This is a genomic window from Citrobacter sp. 21OH12SH02A-Citro (genome assembly GCF_027919895.1).
Taxonomy (GTDB): domain Bacteria; phylum Pseudomonadota; class Gammaproteobacteria; order Enterobacterales; family Enterobacteriaceae; genus Citrobacter; species Citrobacter braakii.
In genome coordinates, this window is the sequence record NZ_CP114801.1 from 26,180 (window position 1) to 48,529 (window position 22,350).

The 22,350-nt window shown below is 53.0% G+C and carries 24 protein-coding genes and 1 other annotated feature; of the genes, 13 read left to right on the top strand and 11 right to left on the bottom strand.

All coding sequences use genetic code 11. The features are described from left to right. Positions 1–122: 122 nt before the first annotated feature. The 5 genes from yidC to O6D90_RS26285 form a co-directional block, all read right to left on the bottom strand. Positions 123–1,769, bottom strand: a complete 1,647-nt coding sequence (gene yidC / locus O6D90_RS00130; RefSeq protein WP_003023844.1) for a membrane protein insertase YidC — start codon at positions 1,767–1,769, stop codon at positions 123–125. Between the two features lie 2 nt (positions 1,770–1,771). Further along, a complete protein-coding gene (yidD, locus tag O6D90_RS00135; RefSeq protein WP_003023846.1) occupies positions 1,772–2,029 on the bottom strand; it encodes a membrane protein insertion efficiency factor YidD in 258 nt (85 codons plus the stop codon). Then, on the bottom strand, positions 1,993–2,352 hold the full coding sequence (gene rnpA, locus O6D90_RS00140) for a ribonuclease P protein component (RefSeq protein WP_003844432.1): 360 nt from the start codon (positions 2,350–2,352) through the stop codon (positions 1,993–1,995). Before rnpA ends, yidD begins: the two co-directional genes overlap by 37 nt. A gap of 17 nt (positions 2,353–2,369) precedes the next feature. Next, complete coding sequence (gene rpmH, locus O6D90_RS00145) at positions 2,370–2,510, bottom strand: 50S ribosomal protein L34 (RefSeq protein ID WP_003023858.1); 141 nt, start codon at positions 2,508–2,510, stop codon at positions 2,370–2,372. Between the two features lie 228 nt (positions 2,511–2,738). Then, positions 2,739–2,894, bottom strand: coding sequence for a hypothetical protein (locus O6D90_RS26285; protein ID WP_418135004.1), 156 nt, complete (start codon positions 2,892–2,894; stop codon positions 2,739–2,741). A 222-nt stretch (positions 2,895–3,116) separates the two neighbouring features. On the opposite strand from O6D90_RS26285, the gene dnaA reads away from it, so the two are divergent. The 5 genes from dnaA to yidA all read left to right on the top strand — a co-directional run bounded on the left by dnaA (position 3,117) and on the right by yidA (position 10,084). Further along, the gene (gene dnaA / locus O6D90_RS00150) at positions 3,117–4,520 is read left to right on the top strand and encodes a chromosomal replication initiator protein DnaA (RefSeq protein ID WP_016155069.1); all 1,404 of its coding nucleotides are present in this window, start codon (positions 3,117–3,119) and stop codon (positions 4,518–4,520) included. Between the two features lie 4 nt (positions 4,521–4,524). Further along, positions 4,525–5,625 (top strand): DNA polymerase III subunit beta, encoded by a 1,101-nt coding sequence (dnaN, locus tag O6D90_RS00155; RefSeq protein ID WP_016155068.1) that lies wholly within the window; start codon positions 4,525–4,527, stop codon positions 5,623–5,625. Beyond that, positions 5,625–6,698 (top strand): DNA replication/repair protein RecF, encoded by a 1,074-nt coding sequence (recF, locus tag O6D90_RS00160; protein WP_016155067.1) that lies wholly within the window; start codon positions 5,625–5,627, stop codon positions 6,696–6,698. The genes dnaN and recF overlap by 1 nt, the downstream gene beginning before the upstream one ends. Before the next feature lie 28 nt (positions 6,699–6,726). After that, the gene (gyrB, locus tag O6D90_RS00165; RefSeq protein WP_016157816.1) at positions 6,727–9,141 is read left to right on the top strand and encodes a DNA topoisomerase (ATP-hydrolyzing) subunit B; all 2,415 of its coding nucleotides are present in this window, start codon (positions 6,727–6,729) and stop codon (positions 9,139–9,141) included. A 130-nt stretch (positions 9,142–9,271) separates the two neighbouring features. Next, positions 9,272–10,084, top strand: coding sequence for a sugar-phosphatase (gene yidA / locus O6D90_RS00170; RefSeq protein WP_016155065.1), 813 nt, complete (start codon positions 9,272–9,274; stop codon positions 10,082–10,084). 4 nt (positions 10,085–10,088) lie between these two features. On the opposite strand, the gene cbrA is transcribed toward yidA, so the two are convergent. Continuing rightward, positions 10,089–11,207 carry a colicin M resistance lipid reductase CbrA gene (gene cbrA, locus O6D90_RS00175; RefSeq protein ID WP_016157815.1) on the bottom strand — a complete coding sequence of 373 codons (1,119 nt, stop codon included), beginning with the start codon at positions 11,205–11,207 and terminating at the stop codon, positions 10,089–10,091. A 99-nt stretch (positions 11,208–11,306) separates the two neighbouring features. On the opposite strand from cbrA, the gene O6D90_RS00180 reads away from it, so the two are divergent. Then, positions 11,307–12,533 carry a DUF3748 domain-containing protein gene (locus tag O6D90_RS00180; RefSeq protein ID WP_016157814.1) on the top strand — a complete coding sequence of 409 codons (1,227 nt, stop codon included), beginning with the start codon at positions 11,307–11,309 and terminating at the stop codon, positions 12,531–12,533. 1 nt (position 12,534) lies between these two features. Here the strand turns inward: O6D90_RS00180 and O6D90_RS00185 are convergent, their stop codons facing one another. Then, entirely contained in the window at positions 12,535–12,870 is a 336-nt protein-coding gene (locus O6D90_RS00185; protein WP_016157813.1) for a YceK/YidQ family lipoprotein, read from the bottom strand. A gap of 236 nt (positions 12,871–13,106) precedes the next feature. Beyond that, positions 13,107–13,179 (top strand) — a sequence feature (ROSE (Repression Of Heat Shock gene Expression) occurs in the 5'-region of heat shock genes and acts as an RNA thermometer to modulate expression.). Between O6D90_RS00185 and ibpA the strand changes: the two genes are divergently transcribed. After that, positions 13,173–13,586, top strand: a complete 414-nt coding sequence (gene ibpA / locus O6D90_RS00190) for a small heat shock chaperone IbpA (RefSeq protein ID WP_003023882.1) — start codon at positions 13,173–13,175, stop codon at positions 13,584–13,586. (Overlaps the previous feature by 7 nt.) Before the next feature lie 92 nt (positions 13,587–13,678). Next, positions 13,679–14,107, top strand: coding sequence for a small heat shock chaperone IbpB (gene ibpB, locus O6D90_RS00195; RefSeq protein WP_003827096.1), 429 nt, complete (start codon positions 13,679–13,681; stop codon positions 14,105–14,107). On the opposite strand, the gene O6D90_RS00200 is transcribed toward ibpB, so the two are convergent. Continuing rightward, on the bottom strand, positions 14,096–14,317 hold the full coding sequence (locus O6D90_RS00200; protein WP_137366942.1) for a hypothetical protein: 222 nt from the start codon (positions 14,315–14,317) through the stop codon (positions 14,096–14,098). The two genes, ibpB and O6D90_RS00200, sit on opposite strands and share 12 nt — an antisense overlap. Before the next feature lie 71 nt (positions 14,318–14,388). Between O6D90_RS00200 and O6D90_RS00205 the strand changes: the two genes are divergently transcribed. Then, a complete protein-coding gene (locus O6D90_RS00205) occupies positions 14,389–16,050 on the top strand; it encodes a putative transporter (RefSeq protein WP_016155061.1) in 1,662 nt (553 codons plus the stop codon). A 67-nt stretch (positions 16,051–16,117) separates the two neighbouring features. Here the strand turns inward: O6D90_RS00205 and O6D90_RS00210 are convergent, their stop codons facing one another. After that, positions 16,118–16,567 (bottom strand): hypothetical protein, encoded by a 450-nt coding sequence (locus tag O6D90_RS00210; protein ID WP_016155060.1) that lies wholly within the window; start codon positions 16,565–16,567, stop codon positions 16,118–16,120. 107 nt (positions 16,568–16,674) lie between these two features. Between O6D90_RS00210 and O6D90_RS00215 the strand changes: the two genes are divergently transcribed. The 3 genes from O6D90_RS00215 to O6D90_RS00225 are packed head-to-tail and all read left to right on the top strand — an operon-like array spanning position 16,675 to position 18,483. Then, on the top strand, positions 16,675–17,022 hold the full coding sequence (locus O6D90_RS00215; protein ID WP_016157812.1) for a YidH family protein: 348 nt from the start codon (positions 16,675–16,677) through the stop codon (positions 17,020–17,022). Then, entirely contained in the window at positions 17,012–17,374 is a 363-nt protein-coding gene (locus O6D90_RS00220; RefSeq protein WP_016155058.1) for a DUF202 domain-containing protein, read from the top strand. The genes O6D90_RS00215 and O6D90_RS00220 overlap by 11 nt, the downstream gene beginning before the upstream one ends. Continuing rightward, a complete protein-coding gene (locus O6D90_RS00225) occupies positions 17,371–18,483 on the top strand; it encodes an anaerobic sulfatase maturase (RefSeq protein WP_158655794.1) in 1,113 nt (370 codons plus the stop codon). Before O6D90_RS00220 ends, O6D90_RS00225 begins: the two co-directional genes overlap by 4 nt. A 12-nt stretch (positions 18,484–18,495) precedes the next feature. Here O6D90_RS00225 and dsdA read toward each other — a convergent pair whose 3' ends face one another. Both dsdA and dsdX read right to left on the bottom strand, forming a co-directional pair. Further along, positions 18,496–19,818, bottom strand: a complete 1,323-nt coding sequence (gene dsdA / locus O6D90_RS00230; RefSeq protein WP_016157810.1) for a D-serine ammonia-lyase — start codon at positions 19,816–19,818, stop codon at positions 18,496–18,498. Between the two features lie 17 nt (positions 19,819–19,835). Then, on the bottom strand, positions 19,836–21,173 hold the full coding sequence (gene dsdX, locus O6D90_RS00235) for a D-serine transporter DsdX (RefSeq protein ID WP_016157809.1): 1,338 nt from the start codon (positions 21,171–21,173) through the stop codon (positions 19,836–19,838). Positions 21,174–21,402: 229 nt separating this feature from the next. On the opposite strand from dsdX, the gene dsdC reads away from it, so the two are divergent. After that, on the top strand, positions 21,403–22,329 hold the full coding sequence (gene dsdC, locus O6D90_RS00240; RefSeq protein WP_016155054.1) for a DNA-binding transcriptional regulator DsdC: 927 nt from the start codon (positions 21,403–21,405) through the stop codon (positions 22,327–22,329). The last annotated feature ends 21 nt before the right edge of the window (positions 22,330–22,350 follow it).

Consider the following 22,350-nt stretch of genomic DNA (forward strand, 5'->3'; position numbering starts at 1 on the left):
TAAATGTAAAAAAGGCGGTCTAATGACCGCCTTCTCTGGCATTAACTTTACCGTGAATACTCGAAATAATTCAAGTGCAGGAAGGCGGCAAGCAAATTCAGCCAACGCCCCTGCGACTAGTATCAGGAGTTTTTCTTCTCGCGGCTATGCAGGCCACGTTTCTCCAGACCACGGTAAATCAGCTGCTGCTGAATAATGGTTACCAGGTTGCTGACGATATAGTACAGCACCAGACCTGACGGGAACCACAGGAAGAACACGGTGAAGATGACCGGCATAAAGGTCATGATCTTCTGCTGCATCGGGTCGGTCACGGTGGTCGGAGACATCTTCTGAATGAAGAACATCGTCACGCCCATCAGGATCGGCAGGATGTAGTACGGGTCCTGTGCAGACAGGTCATGGATCCACAGAGCGAACGGCGCATGACGCAGTTCAATGGAGCCCATCAGCATGTAGTACAACGCCAGGAAGATTGGCATCTGGATGATCAGCGGGAAGCAGCCGCCCAGCGGGTTAACCTTCTCAGCTTTGTACAGGGCCATCATTTCCTGGCTCTGACGCTGTTTGTCATCGCCCAGACGCTCACGCATAGCCTGAATCTTCGGCTGCAGCATACGCATCTTCGCCATGGAGGTGTACTGCGCTTTGGTCAGCGGGTACATGATGCCACGAACGATAAAGGTGATAACGATGATGGAGAAGCCCCAGTTACCCAGGAAGCTATGGATCCACTTCAGCAGTTTGAACAGCGGCTGAGAGATGAACCACAACCAGCCGTAATCCACGGTCAGATCCAGGTGCGGTGCAACTGCCGCCATTTTATCCTGAATTTCCGGGCCGACCCACAGGGTGCTGGTCATCGCGCCAGTCTGGCCAGGCTGAACCAGTACCGGCTGTGATTTATAGCCGATAGCGGCAATGCCGTTACCCAGGTTAGCGGTATAGAAGTTGTTGGTGCCGTCGTTACGCGGAACCCATGCCGTTGCGAAATACTGTTGCAGCATTGCGACCCAGCCGTCTTTAGCATTGACGTTCAGGTTTTCGTTTTCAGCAATGGTGTCGAATTTGTATTTCTCATACTTCTCATCCGGCGTGGAGTACGCCGCGCCACGGAAGGTATGCAGCGCAAAGTTGCTGCTACCGGTGTCGCGATGAGATGGCAGATTGATGGATTGCTTCAGCTGACCAAAGGTGGAGACTTCCAGCGGTTTTTCGCCGGCGTTCTGCACGCTGTAGTTAACGTTGACAGCATATTCACCGCGCTTGAGTACAAACGTTTTAGTGAATGTGTTACCCGCTGCGTCAGTATAGGTCATCGGGATCTGCAGTTCGTTCTGACCGTCAGCCAGTACAAACGCGTCTTTTTCTACGTTGTACAGCGGACGCGGGCCGTTAGCCGGGTTATCCGGGCCGTCACGACCTGTCAGGCCACTCTGTGCCTGGTAGATGAACTGTGGCGTGGTTTCCAGTAACTGGAACGGTTCGGTAGAACCGAGTTCTTTCGGGTAAGCTGGCAGTGAAGCCTGTTCCACATCACCACCACGGGTGTTGATGGTCAGATCAAGCACGTCAGTTTTAACCGTAATCAGTTTCCCCTGGCCACTGGCCGGTACGCCCTGGTCTGCGGCGCTACCCGCTGCGGTGGTCGTTGTCTGCGTGGTCTGTTGGGCCTGAGGTTGCGGGTTTTTATCCTGCTCCCAGGCTTGCCAGATCATGAAAGACACGAACAGCAAAGCGATGACTAAAAGATTGCGTTGCGAATCCATCGTTAGTGTTCTCTGGTATCAAATGGTCCGGGCGGGACGGGATCGTCACCACCAGGGTGTAAAGGGTGGCATTTTAATACGCGTTTCACCGTCAACCAACTGCCTTTTATCACTCCAAACCTGCGCAATGCCTCAATTCCGTAGCTCGAGCAGGTTGGAGTGAAACGGCAATGCGGCCCAAGCAGCGGACTGATCAGGCGTTGATAGACCCGAATAAGGGCTATCAGGACCCGCGAGCCAGGCGACAATGGCGACGCCATAATTTTTCCAACGCTTCCGAGAGAGCACGGTTATCGAGGTCAGCAACCCCTTTTTTCGCCACCACCACGAAATCCATTGCTGGAAGTTCGTGCTGACGTAAACGAAAGCTTTCACGTGTCAGACGTTTAATCCGATTGCGTTCATGCGCGCGTTTAACGTTTTTCTTGGCGACGGTAAGACCGATACGGGGATGCCCCAGCGAATTCAGGCGGCCGAGGATGGTGATTTGCGGCGTGCCAGCCCGTTGTGGCTGCTGGAAGACGAATGTGAAATGAGTGGGAGTTAACAAACGTAACTCCCTGGGAAATGCGAGCTTAACCACTCAGGGGCTAGCTTTTATTACTTAGAAACGGTCAGACGAGAACGGCCTTTAGCACGACGACGTGCCAGAACCTGACGACCATTTTTATTAGCCATACGAGCACGGAAGCCGTGAGAACGGTTGCGCTTCAGTACAGACGGTTGAAAAGTGCGTTTCATGGCGATTTCTACCTAAACTTGAATAAATTCACTGACTTTTGCGTATACCCGAACGAATTTCGAACGACTTACGCCACAGTGTGGGTGATTAAAGAGGCCGGATTGTAATAATTGTACACTCCGGAGTCAATTCTCTTTCCTTATTTCCCGCTTTTTTCCGCATGGTTTCGCGTATAAAACAGGCAGCGTTGACGCCGTAAGGCGACCGTTACTCGCTGGGGGTAAGAATTATACGGGCTGGCGGATAAAGCGCAAGGATCGCTCGGGATCTTTATTAGATCGTTTAAGCAGTAAAGCATCTTTACTCATTAATTTTTTCAATATGCGCGCTAAAACCTGCAGCACTTCTCCAGGATCGTTTACACTTAGCCGATTCTGGATCATCCTGTGGATAAATCGGGAAGAATCTGTGAGAAACAGAAGATCTCTTTCTCAGTTTACGCTATGATCCGCGGTCCTGATCGTTTCAATGGATCCTGATCGGGTAAAAATTGCAGATAGCAATTCGCACGTCACCCTTTGCATAGGGTCTTGTCGATGTGCGTCAACAATCATGAATGTTTCAGCCTTTGTCATTTATCGACTTTTGTTCGAGTGGAGTCCGCCGTGTCACTTTCGCTTTGGCAGCAGTGTCTTGCCCGATTGCAGGATGAGTTACCAGCCACAGAGTTCAGTATGTGGATACGCCCGTTGCAGGCGGAACTGAGCGATAACACGCTGGCTTTGTATGCGCCAAACCGTTTCGTGCTTGATTGGGTAAGGGATAAATACCTTAATAATATTAATGGATTACTCAATAACTTCTGTGGTGCGGATGCCCCGCAGCTGCGCTTTGAAGTCGGTACTAAACCCGTCACGCAAACGCTGAAAACGCCGGTGAACAACGTTGTTGCGCCCGCTTACGTGGCTCAGCAAGTGCAACCGCAACGTGCCGCTCCGGCGGCGCGCTCAGGCTGGGATAACGTCCCGGCACCGGCAGAACCTACCTATCGTTCTAACGTCAACGTCAAACACACGTTTGATAACTTCGTTGAAGGTAAATCTAACCAACTGGCGCGCGCGGCGGCACGGCAGGTGGCGGACAATCCTGGCGGCGCCTACAATCCGTTATTCCTTTATGGCGGTACGGGTCTGGGTAAAACCCACCTTCTGCACGCTGTCGGTAACGGTATTATGGCGCGTAAGCCAAACGCGAAAGTGGTGTATATGCACTCCGAACGTTTTGTGCAGGACATGGTTAAGGCCCTGCAAAACAACGCGATCGAAGAGTTTAAACGCTACTACCGTTCCGTGGATGCGCTGCTGATTGACGATATCCAATTCTTCGCGAATAAAGAACGATCGCAGGAAGAGTTTTTCCACACCTTTAACGCCCTGCTGGAAGGCAATCAGCAGATCATCCTGACTTCGGATCGCTATCCGAAAGAGATCAACGGCGTTGAAGATCGTCTGAAATCCCGCTTCGGCTGGGGACTGACTGTTGCGATCGAGCCGCCTGAGCTGGAAACGCGCGTCGCGATCCTGATGAAAAAAGCCGACGAAAACGACATTCGTCTGCCGGGTGAAGTGGCGTTCTTTATTGCCAAGCGTCTACGCTCTAACGTACGTGAGCTGGAAGGCGCACTGAACCGTGTGATCGCCAACGCTAATTTTACCGGCCGGGCGATTACCATCGATTTCGTGCGCGAAGCGTTGCGCGATCTGCTGGCTTTGCAGGAAAAGCTGGTCACCATCGACAATATTCAGAAGACGGTGGCGGAGTATTACAAAATCAAAATTGCGGATCTGCTTTCTAAGCGTCGATCTCGCTCGGTAGCTCGTCCGCGCCAGATGGCGATGGCGCTGGCAAAAGAGCTCACTAACCACAGTCTGCCGGAAATTGGCGACGCGTTTGGTGGGCGTGACCATACTACCGTGCTTCATGCCTGTCGCAAGATTGAGCAGTTGCGTGAAGAAAGCCATGATATTAAAGAAGATTTCTCCAATTTAATCAGAACATTATCTTCGTGACGCTATGAAATTTACCGTTGAACGTGAACATTTATTAAAACCGCTTCAGCAGGTCAGCGGCCCGCTGGGTGGACGTCCTACACTGCCTATTCTCGGAAATCTGCTGCTGCAGGTTGCTGACGGTGCGCTTTCTCTGACCGGTACCGATCTCGAAATGGAGATGGTGGCGCGCGTGGCGCTGATCCAGCCTCATGAACCTGGTGCGACCACCGTTCCGGCGCGTAAATTCTTCGATATTTGCCGTGGGTTGCCGGAAGGCGCGGAAATTGCCGTTCAACTGGAAGGCGATCGCATGCTGGTGCGGTCTGGCCGCAGCCGTTTCTCCCTGTCTACGCTGCCTGCCGCTGACTTCCCGAATCTGGACGACTGGCAGAGCGAAGTCGAATTCACTTTGCCGCAGGCCACGATGAAGCGCCTGATTGAAGCCACGCAGTTTTCGATGGCGCATCAGGACGTGCGTTACTACTTAAACGGCATGCTGTTTGAAACCGAAGGGGAAGAGCTGCGTACCGTGGCGACCGACGGTCACCGCCTGGCGGTCTGTTCAATGCCTGTCGGTCAGCAGTTACCCAGCCATTCGGTGATCGTTCCGCGTAAAGGCGTAATTGAACTGATGCGTATGCTCGACGGCGGCGACAACCCGCTGCGCGTGCAGATTGGCAGCAACAACATTCGTGCGCACGTGGGTGACTTCATCTTTACCTCCAAGCTGGTTGATGGCCGTTTCCCGGATTATCGCCGCGTATTGCCGAAGAATCCGGACAAACATCTGGAAGCCGGTTGCGATATCCTCAAACAGGCATTTGCTCGTGCGGCGATCCTCTCTAACGAGAAATTCCGCGGCGTGCGTCTGTATGTCAGTGAAAACCAGCTGAAAATCACCGCCAACAACCCGGAGCAGGAAGAAGCGGAAGAAATTCTGGATGTCTCCTATCCTGGCACTGAACTGGAAATCGGTTTTAACGTTAGCTACGTACTGGACGTACTGAACGCGCTGAAGTGCGAGAACGTTCGTATTCTGCTGACCGATTCCGTATCGAGCGTACAGATTGAAGATGCTGCCAGCCAGAGCGCGGCTTATGTTGTTATGCCAATGAGACTGTAATGTCGCTCACCCGTCTGTTGATCCGCGACTTTCGCAATATCGAAAGCGCGGATCTCGCTTTATCCCCTGGCTTTAACTTCCTGGTTGGCGCGAACGGCAGTGGCAAAACCAGCGTGCTGGAAGCCATCTATACGCTCGGCCACGGTCGGGCGTTTCGCAGTTTGCAGATTGGCCGCGTAATTCGCCACGAGCAGGAGTCGTTTGTTTTACACGGGCGTTTGCAGGGGGAAGAGCGTGAGACATCGATTGGCCTGACGAAAGACAAACTGGGCGACAGCAAAGTGCGCATTGACGGCACTGACGGGCACAAGGTCGCGGAACTGGCGCACCTGATGCCGATGCAGCTGATCACGCCAGAGGGGTTTACTTTACTCAATGGCGGCCCCAAATACAGAAGAGCATTCCTTGACTGGGGATGCTTTCACAATGAAGCCGGATTTTTCACCGCCTGGAGCAATCTGAAGCGACTGCTCAAGCAGCGCAACGCAGCCCTGCGCCAGGTGAGTCGTTATGAGCAACTGCGTCCGTGGGATAAAGAACTGATCCCGCTGGCGGAACAAATCAGCACCTGGCGCGCGGAGTACAGCGCCGGTATCGCGCAGGATATGGCGGATACCTGTCAGCAGTTTCTACCCGAATTTTCTCTCTCCTTCTCATTCCAGCGCGGCTGGGAGAAAGAGACCGATTATGCCGAAGTGCTGGAACGCAGTTTTGAACGCGATCGCATGTTGACCTACACCGCGCACGGTCCGCACAAAGCGGATTTTCGCATTCGCGCTGACGGTGCGCCGGTGGAAGACACGTTGTCGCGTGGGCAGCTAAAGCTGCTGATGTGCGCCTTACGTCTGGCGCAAGGGGAGTTCCTCACCCGCGAAAGTGGGCGGCGGTGTCTCTACCTGATAGATGATTTTGCCTCTGAACTTGATGATGCCCGTCGTGGGCTGTTAGCCAGCCGCTTAAAAGCGACGCAATCTCAGGTCTTTGTCAGCGCAATCAGCGCTGAACACGTTCTGGACATGTCGGACAAAAATTCGAAGATGTTCACCGTGGAAAAGGGTAAAATAACGGATTAACCCAAGTTTAAATGAGCGAGAAACGTTGATGTCGAATTCTTATGACTCCTCCAGTATCAAAGTCCTGAAAGGACTGGATGCGGTGCGTAAGCGCCCGGGTATGTATATCGGCGACACGGATGACGGCACCGGTCTGCACCACATGGTATTCGAGGTGGTAGATAACGCTATCGACGAAGCGCTCGCGGGTCACTGTAAAGATATCGTTGTAACGATTCACGCTGACAACTCCGTGTCCGTTACCGATGATGGCCGTGGTATCCCAACCGGTATCCACCCGGAAGAGGGCGTTTCGGCGGCGGAAGTTATCATGACCGTTCTGCACGCAGGCGGTAAATTCGATGATAACTCCTATAAAGTTTCCGGTGGTCTGCACGGCGTAGGTGTGTCCGTAGTAAACGCCCTGTCACAGAAACTGGAGCTGGTGATTCGCCGCGAAGGTAAAGTGCATCAGCAAACTTACGTGCACGGTGTGCCGCAGGCGCCGCTGGCGGTAACCGGCGAAACAGAAGCGACGGGTACTCAGGTACGTTTCTGGCCAAGCCACGAAACCTTTACCAACGTCGTTGAGTTTGAATACGAGATTCTGGCTAAGCGTCTGCGCGAGCTGTCGTTCCTGAACTCCGGCGTCTCTATTCGTCTGCGCGACAAGCGCGATGGTAAAGAAGACCATTTCCACTACGAAGGCGGCATCAAGGCGTTTGTTGAATACCTCAACAAAAACAAAACGCCGATTCACCCGAATATCTTCTACTTCTCCACCGAAAAAGACGGTATCGGCGTTGAAGTTGCGCTGCAGTGGAACGATGGTTTCCAGGAAAACATTTACTGCTTCACCAACAACATTCCGCAGCGTGACGGCGGTACTCACCTTGCAGGCTTCCGTGCGGCGATGACCCGTACCCTGAACGCCTACATGGACAAAGAAGGCTACAGCAAAAAAGCCAAAGTCAGCGCCACCGGTGACGATGCCCGTGAAGGCTTGATTGCCGTTGTTTCCGTGAAAGTACCAGATCCGAAATTCTCCTCACAGACCAAAGACAAGCTGGTCTCCTCTGAGGTGAAATCGGCGGTAGAACAGCAGATGAACGAACTGCTGAGCGAATACCTGCTGGAAAACCCGTCTGACGCGAAAATCGTCGTGGGCAAAATTATCGATGCTGCACGTGCCCGTGAAGCGGCACGTCGCGCGCGTGAAATGACCCGTCGTAAAGGCGCGCTGGACTTAGCGGGCCTGCCGGGCAAGCTGGCGGACTGTCAGGAACGCGACCCGGCGCTGTCCGAACTGTACCTTGTGGAAGGGGACTCCGCAGGCGGTTCTGCGAAGCAGGGCCGTAACCGTAAAAACCAGGCGATTCTGCCGCTGAAGGGTAAAATCCTCAACGTCGAGAAAGCGCGCTTTGATAAAATGCTCTCTTCTCAGGAAGTGGCGACGCTGATCACCGCGCTCGGCTGTGGTATCGGTCGTGACGAGTACAACCCGGACAAACTGCGTTATCACAGCATCATCATCATGACCGATGCGGACGTCGACGGCTCGCATATTCGTACGCTGCTGTTGACCTTCTTCTATCGTCAGATGCCGGAAATCGTGGAACGCGGCCACGTTTACATTGCACAGCCACCGCTGTACAAAGTGAAAAAAGGCAAGCAGGAACAGTACATTAAAGATGACGAAGCGATGGATCAGTACCAAATTTCTATCGCTCTGGATGGCGCAACGCTACACACTAATGCCAGCGCACCTGCTCTTTCAGGTGAGTCGTTAGAAAAACTGGTTTCTGAATACAACGCGACGCAGAAAATGATTGGCCGTATGGAACGTCGTTTCCCGAAAGCGCTTCTGAAAGAACTGGTTTATCAACCGACGCTGCCGGAAGCTGATTTGGCGAACGAGCAGACCGTTACCCGCTGGGTTAATTCGTTGATTACCGAGCTGAACGAAAAAGAACAGCACGGCAGCCTGTGGAAGTTTGATATCCACCACAACGCAGAGCAGAACCTGTTTGAGCCGATTGTGCGCGTCCGTACTCACGGTGTGGATACCGACTATATTCTGGATCACGAGTTTGTGACCGGTGGCGAATACCGTCGTATTTGTACGCTCGGTGAGAAGCTGCGCGGGCTGATCGAAGACGATGCGTTTATCGAACGTGGCGAGCGCCGCCAGCCGGTTGCCAGCTTTGAGCAGGCGCTGGAATGGCTGCAGAAAGAGTCACGTCGCGGCCTCGCTATCCAGCGTTATAAAGGTCTGGGCGAGATGAACCCGGATCAGCTGTGGGAAACCACCATGGATCCGGAAAGCCGTCGTATGCTGCGCGTTACCGTGAAGGATGCGATTGCCGCCGACCAGCTCTTCACTACGCTGATGGGCGATGCCGTTGAACCGCGTCGCGCGTTTATCGAAGAAAACGCCCTGAAAGCGGCGAACATCGATATCTAACTTGCACCCAGGTCTACAACCGTCCTGCAAAAGGGGAATCTCGATTCCCCTTTCTATCCCCCTTTTCGTAGCTGTTTTTTGAGCGGAATCGCGTTAGCATGAGGACGGACTCATTTAATCCGGGGAACTCATGGCTATCAAACTTATTGCTATCGACATGGATGGCACACTTCTGCTGCCCGATCACACCATTTCACCCGCGGTCAAAACGGCGATTGCCGCAGCGCGCGCGCGTGGCGTAAATGTGGTGCTGACCACGGGGCGCCCGTATGCCGGCGTCCACAGCTATCTGAAAGAATTGCATATGGAAGAACCCGGTGACTACTGCATTACCTACAATGGCGCGCTAGTGCAGAAAGCAGGGGATGGCAGTACTGTCGCGCAAACCGCGTTGAGCTATGATGATTATCGTTATCTGGAGCAGCTCTCCCGGGACGTTGGCTCGCATTTCCACGCTCTCGATCGCAACACCCTGTATACCGCGAACCGTGATATCAGTTACTACACGGTACATGAATCGTTTGTTGCGACGATTCCGCTGGTGTTCTGTGAAGCCGAGAAAATGGATCCCGCAACCCAGTTCCTGAAAGTGATGATGATTGACGAGCCGGAGATCCTCGATAAAGCTATCTCGCGCATACCTGCGGAAGTAAAAGAGAAGTACACCGTGCTGAAAAGTGCACCGTATTTCCTCGAAATCCTCGATAAACGCGTCAATAAAGGGACTGGCGTGAAATCGCTGGCCGATGCGTTGGGTATAAAAGCTGAAGAGGTGATGGCGATTGGCGATCAGGAAAACGACATCGCGATGATTGAATACGCAGGCGTGGGCGTTGCCATGGACAACGCTATTGGGTCAGTCAAAGAAATCGCCAACTTTGTGACGAAATCTAACCTTGAAGATGGCGTCGCATATGCCATTGAGAAGTTTGCGCTGAAATAAGATGTTATGGGCAAATGCCTTGGCGCATTTGCCCTGTTTCAGCAATTAGTTGTGATACTGAGTGGTCACCTTGAGGAATATGCGCCACGCCGCTGCGCATTATCCATTTGCGGGAAAACGCTGACGTCAGGGCCCGACTTTTCAGGATTTTGCCAAACAGTTTGAGACGTAACTTGCGGGTGGCTTTGCGGTAAGCGTGATTCATATCTGGTGCATCCCGCAACAATACAGATTTGAGTGCCTCCGCGCTGTCCAGCGCATAGCTAATCCCCTCCAGTGAGCTGGCGCTGATAAAACCGGCCGCTTCGCCAATCAAAAATGCGTTGTCCTTGCCACAGACGAAGTCTTTCCAGCGTGAAGGAAACAGCACCGTACATTTTTCACTTTTCACCGGTTTGCCGAACTGAAATTGGAACGCTTCCATCTTCGCTTTCAGCGCGTCAAAGCGCGCCTGGCCGTCCTTCATCGGGTAAGCACCGCCAAAGATAAAATAGCCATCTTTGCTGATACTCCAGGAATAACAGTCGGTTGCGTCGTTATCAAAAATGCAGGAATAGAACGGGACGGGATGTTTTTCCGCAAACCATTGTTGAATAGCAACATATTTACGGATCTGGTGCCGGGGATAGAGATGACGGCGTACCAGTGAGTTTGCGCCGTCGGCTCCCACCAGATAACGCGTGGTGATCTGCTGCTCCCAACCGTCGGCGCGGAAGATGACATGCCATTTATCGCCCTCGCGCCAGATTTTCCGACACAGGCTGTCGTGGTACACCTGTACATCATCAGGAATGAGAGATTTAAGCCATAAATCAAAAGCATGGCGGTTGATATTAATGTAGCTGCGCTGGTAGTTTCGAGTCAAAGAGGCTGCAACATCAACCGTTTTAACGCTAAATATCTGTGGGTTAGCGATGACATCAACGGGTAAGGTTATCCCGTCGCGGATAAACGAACGCTGAGCATCCGGGGCCAACAGACCGCCGCAGGGTTTGGTGAAACCTTCGTTGCCACACTGGTGTTTTTTATCCAACGCGATCACGCGCATTTTTCCACTCAACTGCCGCGCCAGCGCTGCGCCTGCCGGGCCTAATCCGATAATTGCTACGTCAAAATGTTCCATCTTTCTGTCCGCAAAAATGAAGATGGCGATACGCTAAAGCCTGAAAGTGAAGTGCTTGTGAAGTATGATTGCTGAAATCGTCTTGTATCAGGGCATTCCATGAAGCAAATCACCTTTACGCCGCGTAATCATCAGCTTACCAATATCAATACCTGGACACCGGACAGCCAGTGGCTGGTTTTTGATGTGCGCCCTTCCGGTGCCTCCTTTACCGGCGACACAATTGAGCGCGTCAATATTCATACTGGCGAGCTGGAGGTGATTTATCGGGCCATGCAGGGATCGCACGTTGGCGTGGTGACCGTTCATCCAAAGTTGGAAAAATATGTGTTTATTCATGGGCCTGAAAATCCTGATGAAACATGGCATTACGACTTCCATCATCGGCGTGGGGTGATAGCTACGCAGGCAAAAGTGGAGAATCTGGATGCGATGGATATTACCGCCCCATATACGCCGGGTGCGCTGCGCGGTGGTAGCCATGTGCATGTATTTAGCCCGAGCGGCGAGTTTGTCAGTTTCACCTATAACGACCATGTGTTGCATGAGCGCTCACCGGCGCTGGATCTACGCAATGTCGGTGTGGCTGCGCCCTATGGTCCGGTGACGGTCTCCGCGCAGCATCCCCGTGAGTACAGCGGGAGCCATTGGTGCGTGCTGGTAACCCAGACGACACCCACGCCTAAACCGGGTAGCGATGAGATTAACCGCGCCTATGAAGAGGGCTGGGTAGGGGAAAACAAACTGGCGTTTATCGGTGATACGTTATCAGTCACGGGCGAGAAAGTGCCGGAGTTATTTATTGTTGATTTACCACAGGATGAAAGCGGCTGGAAACAGCCGGGCGACGCTCCGCTGGAGGGCACTGAGGCGACAATGCCTGCGCCGCCATTCGGTATTAATCAACGCCGCCTGACGTTTACTCATGCGCGCGCCTTTCCCGGTCTGGTAAATCAGCCGCGCCATTGGGTGCGCAGTAATCCAAAGGCATCTGAGATTGCATTTTTAATGCGTGATGACGTCGGCATTGTGCAACTGTGGCTGATTTCCCCACAAGGAGGAGAACCGCGTCAGCTTACCCGCTGCGCCACGGATATTCAGTCAGCATTCAACTGGCATCCGTCAGGGAAATGGCTGGGGTTTGTACTGGATAACAAAATTGCTTGTTGTGATGCTCAGACGGGAGAGGTTGATTTTCTAACGGACCGTCACGGCAACCCACTATCGGGCGATGCGATCATCTTCTCTCCTGATGGTCGACAGGTTGCGTGGATGGAAGACGTCGAGGGTTTCCGCCAGCTGTGGGTAACAGAGACTGGGCGTTAACTTAAGGAGCAGGCATTTCAGCCGGAGGGATAACGGCGTTCGCGGCCTGCGTTCTCTCCTCGCTTTTTTCTACACGGGATCTCACCGAGTTATCTTTGCGAAAGAGATCCCACGGAAGTAATACTGTATCCAGTACTGCGGTAAACGGCATATCCAGAATCGCCAGTGACTTGGTTCCCCAGTTTGTATCACTTTCGCTAATCATTGTGGCGCTGGCGCGCGTGCCAGGATACGTCCCTTCTTTGCCTCCGGTATGCGACATAATGCTGGAACAGCCGCTCACAAACACCATCCCGCTGCACATTGTCAGTGTTACCAACATTTTTTTTATCATCATTTTTTTCATCTGTATTTATTGTGTTTGCATGGTGAGTTAAAGCGATCCGTTGCGAAAATAACATCACCATTTCGTCACACTGTGGCGGCTATCGCGATTTAACGATAACAACTGCTCCCACCAGTGTATGCAATAGACAACAAACTGCAAAAAAAGTCAGATGAATACGCTTGAAAAGTTTGTATTAAGACCCATTTTTAGAGTGTAGACAAATGAAGGGCATGCCTGATGGGTGTCCTGGCTACCTGACCTGTCCATGATGGAAGGTCTATTATTCTCGCTGATTTCAGGAGCTATTGATTATGCGTAACTTTGATTTATCCCCGCTGTACCGTTCTGCTATTGGTTTTGATCGCCTGTTTAACCTGCTGGAAAACAATCAGGGCCAGAGCAATGGCGGCTACCCTCCGTATAACGTTGAGCTGGTAGACGAAAACCATTACCGAATTGCGATTGCCGTTGCTGGTTTTGCTGAAAGCGAACTGGAAATTACTGCCCAGGACAATCTGCTGGTGGTGAAAGGTGCCCATGCGGACGATCAAAAAGAACGTACTTACCTGTATCAGGGGATTGCCGAGCGCAACTTCGAACGTAAGTTCCAGTTAGCGGAGAACATTCATGTTCGCGGCGCGAACCTGGTGAATGGTCTGCTGTATATCGATCTCGAACGCGTGATTCCCGAGGCGAATAAGCCGCGCCGCATCGAAATCAACTAATTCTGTGGGCCGCTTCAGGCGGCCCTGCTAAGCAATCGGCTTGCCGTCAGGGAGCCAAAAGGTACTTACTCGCTTCTTAGAAGGAGATTATTATGCGTAACTACGATTTATCCCCACTGCTGCGTCAATGGATCGGTTTTGACAAACTGGCCAATGCCTTGCAAAACACGGGCGAAAGCCAGAGCTTCCCGCCTTATAACATCGAAAAGAGCGATGATAACCACTACCGCATTACCCTTGCGTTAGCCGGTTTCCGCCAGGAAGATCTGGATATTCAACTGGAAGGCACGCGCCTGACCGTGAAAGGTACGCCGCAGCAGCCGGAAAAAGAGACCAAATGGTTGCATCAGGGGCTGGTCACTCAGCCGTTCAGCCTGAGCTTTACGCTGGCTGAAAATATGGAAGTCTCCGGCGCAAGCTTCACTAACGGCTTGCTGCATATCGATTTGACCCGGAATGAACCTGAAACCATCGCTCCACAACGTATCGCCATCAGCGAACGTCCCGCATTAGACAGTTAAATAGCTCCATGCCTTTGCCCCGCCAGAAATGACGGGGCTTTTTTGTGCGTCAGCCCACATGAAACTATGATCTGGGAGGGCAGGATGCCGGAAGCGCTGCCATTGCCAGAAAAAAGCATTCAGCAATTTCAAATCGACGTTAAGAAAAACAGTAAAGAACGCCCTTCTTAAGCGCTCCTGGGCGCTCTGTAGCATGATAATGTGCGCCACTCTGCATTCATGCCTGAACGGTTCAGTCATAATCTTCGTTAAATAAAATGTTATTCACAGGGAACAGGAAAATGAGTGATATAGCATTGACGGTCAGCGTTCTGGCAATGGTGGCAGTTGTCGGATTATGGATCGGCAACATAAAAATACGTGGTGTTGGTTTTGGCATCGGAGGCGTGCTGTTCGGCGGTATTATTGTCGGGCATTTTGTCGATCAGGCAGGGATGACCCTGAGCGGCGACATGCTGCATTTTATTCAGGAATTTGGCCTGATTCTTTTCGTCTACACCATCGGTATTCAGGTGGGGCCGGGCTTTTTTGCGTCACTGCGCGTTTCGGGCCTACGGCTGAATCTGTTTGCCGTGCTGATTGTTATCATGGGTGGCCTGGTCACCGCGATCCTGCATAAGATTTTTGCCATTCCCCTTCCCGTGGTGCTGGGCATTTTTTCCGGTGCGGTCACCAATACTCCGGCGTTAGGCGCGGGGCAGCAGATTCTGCGCGATCTGGGTACTCCTGTTGATGTGGTGGATCAGATGGGGATGAGCTATGCCATGGCTTATCCTTTTGGTATCTGCGGTATTTTGCTCACTATGTGGCTGATGCGCCTTATTTTTCGCGTTAACGTCGATGCCGAAGCCCATCAGCATGAATCCACGCTGACCAACGGACACGCGCTGATTCAGACGATGAATATCCGTGTGGAAAACCCGAACCTCAACAATATGGCTATTCAGGATGTCCCAATCCTGAACAGCGACAAAATCATCTGCTCACGTTTGAAACGTGAAGAAACATTGATGGTGCCGTCGCCGGGGACGATTATCCAGATGGGCGACCTGCTACACCTGGTTGGTCAGCCTGCAGATCTGCACAACGCGCAGGTGGTGATTGGGCAGGAGGTGGACACATCGCTGTCGACGCGAGGTACCGATTTACGCGTTGAGCGCGTGGTGGTGACCAACGAACAGGTGCTGGGGAAACGAATCCGCGACCTGCATTTCAAAGAACGTTACGACGTGGTTATCTCCCGTCTGAACCGTGCGGGGGTTGAGCTGGTAGCCAGCAGCGACGCCAGTCTGCAGTTTGGCGACATCCTCAATCTGGTCGGTCGACCTTCCTCGATTGATGCTGTTGCCAATGTGGTGGGTAACGCCCAGCAAAAACTGCAGCAGGTGCAGATGCTGCCGGTATTTATCGGGATCGGGCTGGGTGTTCTGCTGGGTTCAATCCCGCTATTCATTCCGGGGTTCCCGGTGGCGCTTAAACTGGGGTTGGCCGGTGGGCCGCTGATTATGGCGTTGATCCTGGGGCGTATTGGCAGCATCGGTAAGTTGTATTGGTTTATGCCCCCCAGCGCTAACCTGGCGCTGCGAGAGTTGGGTATCGTGCTGTTTCTCGCAGTGGTTGGTCTGAAGTCAGGCGGTGATTTTGTTCATACCCTGACGCAGGGGGATGGCCTGAGCTGGGTGGGTTACGGTATTTTCATCACCGCGATTCCGCTGATTACCGTGGGGCTGCTGGCGAGGATTTTCGTCAAAATGAACTACCTCACGCTGTGCGGCATGCTGGCTGGCTCAATGACCGATCCGCCTGCACTGGCATTTGCTAACAACCTGCATGCCACCAGCGGGGCAGCGGCGCTGTCGTATGCGACCGTTTATCCGCTGGTGATGTTCCTGCGAATTATCACGCCGCAACTGCTGGCGGTGATTTTTTGGGGGATGGGTTAAAGAGCGAGTATCCGGCCTGCATCACCTGTAGGCCGGGTAAGATGAACGTCGCCATCTGGCATGCAAACTAAACCGGTGAAACGTTGCCGAGAAAGGAGAAGATCAGAATAAGCAGGATGATGGCGCAGATAATTCCAATACCAAAAAGCAGGGCGTGAAAGGCGAGCGTTCCGCCACCAAAGCACATCGCACCACAAATACCCCAACGATTTTCTTTGCGCATGCCGCCAATAAATGCACATACCAGCGCGATGACGGCAAGAGCAATGCCGCTGTTATCCAGTATCTTATCGATATCTGTTGCTGGTTTTTCCACTGCGGTAGACGCTTGTTCGCCTTTCAGTCCAGCAAGAATACCTTTTTTAATGGCTGATACCTTCTCTGATACCACGCTTTCAAGCGTAGGAGGCGGGGCGGAAAAAGGGCCGAAAGAAAAATGAAAAATTCCAAGGATCAACGCAATGGCGCCAAAAAGCATTCCCAATGAGCTACATTTGTTTTGCGATAATATGTCCATCAGACCTCCTTGTGCTGGATGGCATAAAGAGTATCAGCAATACCATGTTCGCAATTCTGAAAGTGAGCAGCGTTGTAGCTGAACTGTGAAAGTAAAAAGGAGTCCTGATGAAAATTTCCCGCCTTGGAGAAGCCCCGGATTACCGCTTCTCACTGGCAAATGAGCGTACCTTTCTGGCGTGGATCCGTACCGCGCTGGGATTTCTGGCGGCGGGGGTTGGTCTCGACCAACTGGCTCCGGATTTTGCCACGCCAGTAATTCGTGAGCTTTTGGCGCTGTTGCTATGCCTGTTTGCCGGTGGTCTGGCGATTTATGGCTACCTGCGCTGGCTGCGTAATGAGAGGGCGATGCGCCTGAAAGAGGATTTGCCCTATACCCATAGCCTGTTAATCATCAGTCTGATTTTGTTTATTGTCGCGGTGATTGTCATGGGACTGGTGCTGTATGCCGGATAGCCGTAAGTCGCGACGTATCGCCGATCCGGGGTTACAACCGGAGCGAACATCGCTGGCCTGGTTTCGTACGCTTCTGGGTTATGGCGCGCTAATGGCATTGGCGCTGAAGCACAACTGGCATCAGGCGGGCTTCCTGTTTTGGGTTTCAATTGTGGTGCTGGCGCTGGTGGCGATCGTTCTGTGGCGCTATACCCGCAGCCGTAATCTGATGGATGTTACGCATAGCGATTTTTCTGAATCTCGCGCGGTGCGTGACAAATTTATGATCTCCCTCGCGGTGTTATCCCTCGCAATACTGTTTGCTGTAACGCATGTCCGCCAACTTATTGCGTTTATCGGGAATTTAGCATGACAGGATGTCAGGTCATGGCCAAACCAGCCAGCTCTCGTTGTAACCTGGATTGTCGTTACTGTTTTTACATCGATAAACCCACTCAACCCGAAATGGATGACGCCACCTTAGAGACGTTTATTCGTCAGCATATCACCGCACAGCCGGGGGCTGACGTGATGTTCGCTTGGCAGGGCGGAGAGCCAACCCTCTGTGGCATCGACTTTTTTCGCCGCGTAGTGACGTTGCAAAAACAGTACGGGGAAGGGAAGAAAATCCATAACGCGTTCCAGACCAACGGGATTTTGCTCAACGACGAATGGTGTCAGTTTTTGCACGATAACGGCTGGCTGGTGGGGATTTCGTTGGATGGCCCCGCCGAGTTGCACGATGCTTATCGTGTTAACCGCAGCGGAAAACCGACTCACCATAAGGTGGTGGACGCCATTGCCAGGCTCCGTAAGCATCAGGTGGAGTTCAATCTGCTGGTAGTGGTTAATTCTCTGAACAGCCAGCAACCTGAGTTGATGTATCGCTACCTTCGCCAGCTTGGCACACCTTTTTTGCAGTTCATTCCGCTGGTTGAATATGATGACGAAGGCGAGCTTACCGCCGAATCCGTCCCGCCTCAGGCGTGGGGAACCTTCCTGAATTCCGTCTTTGATATCTGGGTCAGAGAAGATATTGGCCGCGTATTCGTCCAGTTATTTGATTCAACTCTGGGCGTATGGTGCGGACACCCGGCGCAGATGTGTTCGCTAAGCTCCACCTGCGGACATGCTTTTGCTCTGGAAGCGAATGGCGATTTGTATCAGTGCGATCACTATGTTCACCCTGATTTTCGCCTGGGTAATATTCATCGCACGTCGTTGAGTGAGCTCAACGCCAGCCCGAGGGCAGCGGCGTTTGGTCAGTCCAAGAGAACCACGCTGAGCGCGGAATGCCAGGCGTGTTCGCTATTACGCTTTTGCCATGGTGATTGCCCAAAGCATCGCGACAGCAGTGGAAAGAGTGCGATTTGCGGCGGATACAGCGCTTTCTTCAATCATACCGCGCCGCATATGCGTGTGATGCGTGACCTTCTGAAGCAACATCGCTCACCGATGGAACTGATGGCGATGCTGCGTTAATTTCAGCGGCGTTTAACGTCCTTTGGCCAGATACTGCGCCATTTCGGCTTCCGGCACCATGCCGCCGCCGGTCGCCCACACCAGGTGGGTGGCGTTATTGAGCTGCTCCGCGCTGAAGCCGTGCATTTGCTGATAGTCAGCAGAAGCGCAAACGTGCTGCGGACCGGCCATCCCGGCCAGCGCCGACGGCTCAAGGCGAATGCCTTCTTCCTGCGCCAGCCAGCCCAGCATGTCGTACATAGTCTGATCGTCCAGGGTGTACAGACCGTCGAGCAGACGTTCCATTGCCCGGCCAACAAAGCCGGACGCGCGGCCCACCGCCAGCCCATCTGCCGCTGTCAGGTTATCGATGCCAATGTCCTGCACAGAAATTGTATCGTGCAGCCCGGTATAAATCCCCAGCAGCATGCACGGTGAATGGGTAGGTTCTGCGAAGAAGCAGTGCACGTTATCGCCGAATGCCAGCTTCAGGCCAAACGCCACCCCGCCAGGCCCACCGCCGACGCCGCACGGCAGGTAAACAAACAGCGGATGGTCGGCATCCACCACGCGCCCCTGCTGCGCGAACTGCGCCTTCAGACGCTCGCCGGCTACCGCATAACCTAAAAACAACGTGCGGGAATTTTCATCATCGATAAAGAAACAGTTCGGATCGGATTGTGCCGCCTTACGGCCCTGCTCAACCGCCACGCCATAATCTTCTTCATACTCCACGACCGTCACGCCGTGGCTGCGCAGTTTGGCTTTTTTCCATGCGCGAGCGTCGGCAGACATATGAACCGTCACCTTAAAACCGATACGGGCGCTCATAATGCCGATCGACATCCCAAGGTTGCCAGTGGAGCCTACGGCGATGCTGTACTGACTGAAGAACTGTTTAAACTCAGGCGAAAGCAGAATGCTGTAATCGTCTTGCGTGGTCAGCAGACCGGCATCCAGCGCCAGTTTTTCCGCGTGGGTTAGCACTTCATAAATACCGCCACGCGCTTTAATTGAGCCGGAAATCGGTAGATGGCTGTCTTTCTTCAGCAGAATTTCGCCGTTGATGCGCTGCCCATACTCTTTTTCCAGCCGCTTTTGCATCGCTGGGATCGCGGCCAGTTCAGATTCGATAATGCCGCCGGTGGCTGCGGTTTCCGGGAATGCCTGCGCCAGATACGGCGCGAAGCGCGTCAGACGAGCGTGGGCATCCTGAACATCGTGCTCTGTCAGGCCAACATACGGTAAACCTTCCGCAAGAGAGGTAGTGCCAGGGTTAAACCAGGTCGTCTCCTTGAGAGCGACCAGATCTTCCACTAAAGGATGCTGGGCGATAAGTGTTTGAATGTTTTCCATAGTCAGTCTCTTTGCGCTTAGATAATAAAGGAAAGCAGGAATGTGCAAACCAGTGCAATAACGGACGCGATAAATGTCGCGGTCGTATAATATTTGAACGTCTCATTTAGGGTGGCGCCGCAGTACTGCTTCACCAGCCAGAAGAGGGAATCGGTGACGATCGTGCAGCCAATCGCGCCGGAACCGATGGCAATGGCGATGATCTCCGGGCTAACGTTGGGGTAGAGCGGCAGCATCGGGGCCACGATTGCCGTCGCACCCATCATCGCCACCGTGGCAGAGCCCACCGCAGCATGCAGGATTAACGCCACCAGCCAAGCCAGCAGAATCGGGTGCATATGCATGTTCGAGAGGATCAGCGCGAGGGTATCCGCCAGTCCACTGCTCTTGAGGATAGCGTTGAATGCGCCGCCTGCGCCGATAATCAGCAAAATGTTAGCAATGGAGCCAAAACCGTTTTCGGTGTGGGTCAGCAGCGCACCCATGCCAATGTGCTGACGCAGGCCGAGAATGTAATAGGCCACGAAAACAGCAATAAACATCGCGGTGATCGGGTTACCAATAAACTCCAACAGCGTATAAACCGTGCTGCCTTTCGCCATGTTCAGCTCAGCGACGGTTTTTACCAGCATCAGGCCAATCGGCAGCAGTACGGTAAACAGCGTAGCGCCCAGCGATGGCAGCGTACTTTCGTCGCGCACCTTGAGGTCGGAAAACTCAGCCGGAACCGGTTTAAACGGCAGACGGTTACCGAGGAATTTCAGATACAGCGGACCGCCGATCAGCGAGGCCATTAAGCCCACCAGTAAGCCGTAGACAATCACGGTGCCAATGTCCGCGCCCAGCTTGTTCGCCACGAACAGGGCGGCTGGATGCGGCGGCACGACGCAGTGTACCGCCATCAGCGCTGTACATAACGGAATCGCCAGCTTCAGTAACGAGGTATTGGTTTTTTTGGCAATTGAAAAGGCCAGAGGAATCAACAGCACTACGCCGACTTCAACAAACAGCGTGATCCCGCAAATCAGCCCGACCAGTACCATAATGACGTCAGCGGAAAGCCAGCGACAGCGCTGTAGCGTCAGGCCGATACGTTCGGCCGCGCCGGACACTTCCATCATTTTGCCAAGAATGGTCCCAAGGCCGATAACCGCGGCGAGGAAGCCTAGCGTACCGCCGATGCCACTCTCAATGGCATTGACCATATCCAGCGGCCCCATACCCATCATCGTACCCACGAAGAAGCTGGCTAACAGCAGCGCCAGAAACGGGTGGAATTTGAACTTCACGATGGTCAAAACGATTAACACGATGCTTATCAGCAGCGTGCTCACAACCCAGATTTGAGAGTGCATAACTCACCTTGCCCTGTGATTAATATAGGGTTATTGGACAAAAATAAGGCATAGTCTGACAAACGATATAAATCCCCTTTCACATGAGCCAGATTGCATCAAGTAGGTGATTTACGTCTAATTACGCTTTGTTTATGCGATATGGTTCACCTTGATTCATCTTTGTGCTGATTTTTGCAGCGAACTTTTTTACACTCCGGCGAATGAATCAGGAGGACAGGAGGTAAACATGGATCCCTTACGCGAGGTCAGAAATCGGCTACTCAACGGCTGGCAGTTGTCAAAGCTGTATACCTTTGAAGTGGCGGCCCGGCACCAGTCGTTTGCGCTGGCGGCAGATGAGCTGTCATTAAGCCCCAGCGCTGTCAGCCATCGCATTAATCAGCTGGAAGATGAGCTGGGTATTCAGCTGTTTGTTCGTTCGCATCGTAAAGTGGAACTCACCCACGAGGGCAAGCGGGTGTTCTGGGCGCTGAAATCATCGCTGGATACGCTGAATCAGGAAATCCTTGATATTAAAAATCAGGAGTTGTCCGGGACGCTCACCGTGTACTCACGGCCTTCTATCGCTCAGTGCTGGCTGGTTCCGGCGCTCGGCGACTTTACCCGTCGCTATCCGTCGATTTCGCTGACCATGCTGACCGGGAACGACAACGTCAATCTGCAGCGTGCCGGGGTCGATCTGGCCATCTATTTTGACGACGCGCCCTCCGCGCAGCTCACGCACCACTTCCTGATGGATGAAGAGATCCTGCCGGTATGCAGCCCGGACTACGCTCGCCGCCATGACCTTACCGGTTCGCTGGTGAATTTACCGCACTGTACGTTGCTGCATGACAGACAGGCGTGGAGTAACGACTCCGGGACCGATGAATGGCACAGTTGGGCGCAGCATTTTTCGGTGAATCTGCCGACATCGTCGGGAATTGGTTTCGATCGTTCTGATTTGGCGGTGATTGCGGCGATGAATCATATCGGCGTGGCGATGGGCCGAAAGCGGCTGGTGCAAAAACGCCTCGACAGCGGAGAGCTGGTTGCGCCTTTTGGCGATATGGCGCTGAAATGCCATCAGCACTACTACATTACCACCCTGCCTGGCAGACAGTGGCCGAAAATCGAGGCGTTTATTCGCTGGCTTCAGGAACAGGTTAAATAAGCGGGTCGCGAATATTTTTTA

Excerpts from the sequence above, each read along its gene's own strand:
- yidC (WP_003023844.1), bottom strand. The coding sequence starts at position 1,769 with ATGGATTCGCAACGCAATCTTTTAGTCATCGCTTTGCTGTTCGTGTCT.
- yidD (WP_003023846.1), bottom strand. The coding sequence starts at position 2,029 with ATGGCGTCGCCATTGTCGCCTGGCTCGCGGGTCCTGATAGCCCTTATT.
- rpmH (WP_003023858.1), bottom strand. The coding sequence starts at position 2,510 with ATGAAACGCACTTTTCAACCGTCTGTACTGAAGCGCAACCGTTCTCAC.
- O6D90_RS26285 (WP_418135004.1), bottom strand. The coding sequence starts at position 2,894 with ATGATCCAGAATCGGCTAAGTGTAAACGATCCTGGAGAAGTGCTGCAG.
- dnaN (WP_016155068.1), top strand. The coding sequence starts at position 4,525 with ATGAAATTTACCGTTGAACGTGAACATTTATTAAAACCGCTTCAGCAG.
- recF (WP_016155067.1), top strand. The coding sequence starts at position 5,625 with ATGTCGCTCACCCGTCTGTTGATCCGCGACTTTCGCAATATCGAAAGC.
- gyrB (WP_016157816.1), top strand. The coding sequence starts at position 6,727 with ATGTCGAATTCTTATGACTCCTCCAGTATCAAAGTCCTGAAAGGACTG.
- yidA (WP_016155065.1), top strand. The coding sequence starts at position 9,272 with ATGGCTATCAAACTTATTGCTATCGACATGGATGGCACACTTCTGCTG.
- cbrA (WP_016157815.1), bottom strand. The coding sequence starts at position 11,207 with ATGGAACATTTTGACGTAGCAATTATCGGATTAGGCCCGGCAGGCGCA.
- O6D90_RS00180 (WP_016157814.1), top strand. The coding sequence starts at position 11,307 with ATGAAGCAAATCACCTTTACGCCGCGTAATCATCAGCTTACCAATATC.
- O6D90_RS00185 (WP_016157813.1), bottom strand. The coding sequence starts at position 12,870 with ATGATGATAAAAAAAATGTTGGTAACACTGACAATGTGCAGCGGGATG.
- ibpA (WP_003023882.1), top strand. The coding sequence starts at position 13,173 with ATGCGTAACTTTGATTTATCCCCGCTGTACCGTTCTGCTATTGGTTTT.
- ibpB (WP_003827096.1), top strand. The coding sequence starts at position 13,679 with ATGCGTAACTACGATTTATCCCCACTGCTGCGTCAATGGATCGGTTTT.
- O6D90_RS00205 (WP_016155061.1), top strand. The coding sequence starts at position 14,389 with ATGAGTGATATAGCATTGACGGTCAGCGTTCTGGCAATGGTGGCAGTT.
- O6D90_RS00210 (WP_016155060.1), bottom strand. The coding sequence starts at position 16,567 with ATGGACATATTATCGCAAAACAAATGTAGCTCATTGGGAATGCTTTTT.
- O6D90_RS00215 (WP_016157812.1), top strand. The coding sequence starts at position 16,675 with ATGAAAATTTCCCGCCTTGGAGAAGCCCCGGATTACCGCTTCTCACTG.
- O6D90_RS00220 (WP_016155058.1), top strand. The coding sequence starts at position 17,012 with ATGCCGGATAGCCGTAAGTCGCGACGTATCGCCGATCCGGGGTTACAA.
- O6D90_RS00225 (WP_158655794.1), top strand. The coding sequence starts at position 17,371 with ATGACAGGATGTCAGGTCATGGCCAAACCAGCCAGCTCTCGTTGTAAC.
- dsdA (WP_016157810.1), bottom strand. The coding sequence starts at position 19,818 with ATGGAAAACATTCAAACACTTATCGCCCAGCATCCTTTAGTGGAAGAT.
- dsdX (WP_016157809.1), bottom strand. The coding sequence starts at position 21,173 with ATGCACTCTCAAATCTGGGTTGTGAGCACGCTGCTGATAAGCATCGTG.
- dsdC (WP_016155054.1), top strand. The coding sequence starts at position 21,403 with ATGGATCCCTTACGCGAGGTCAGAAATCGGCTACTCAACGGCTGGCAG.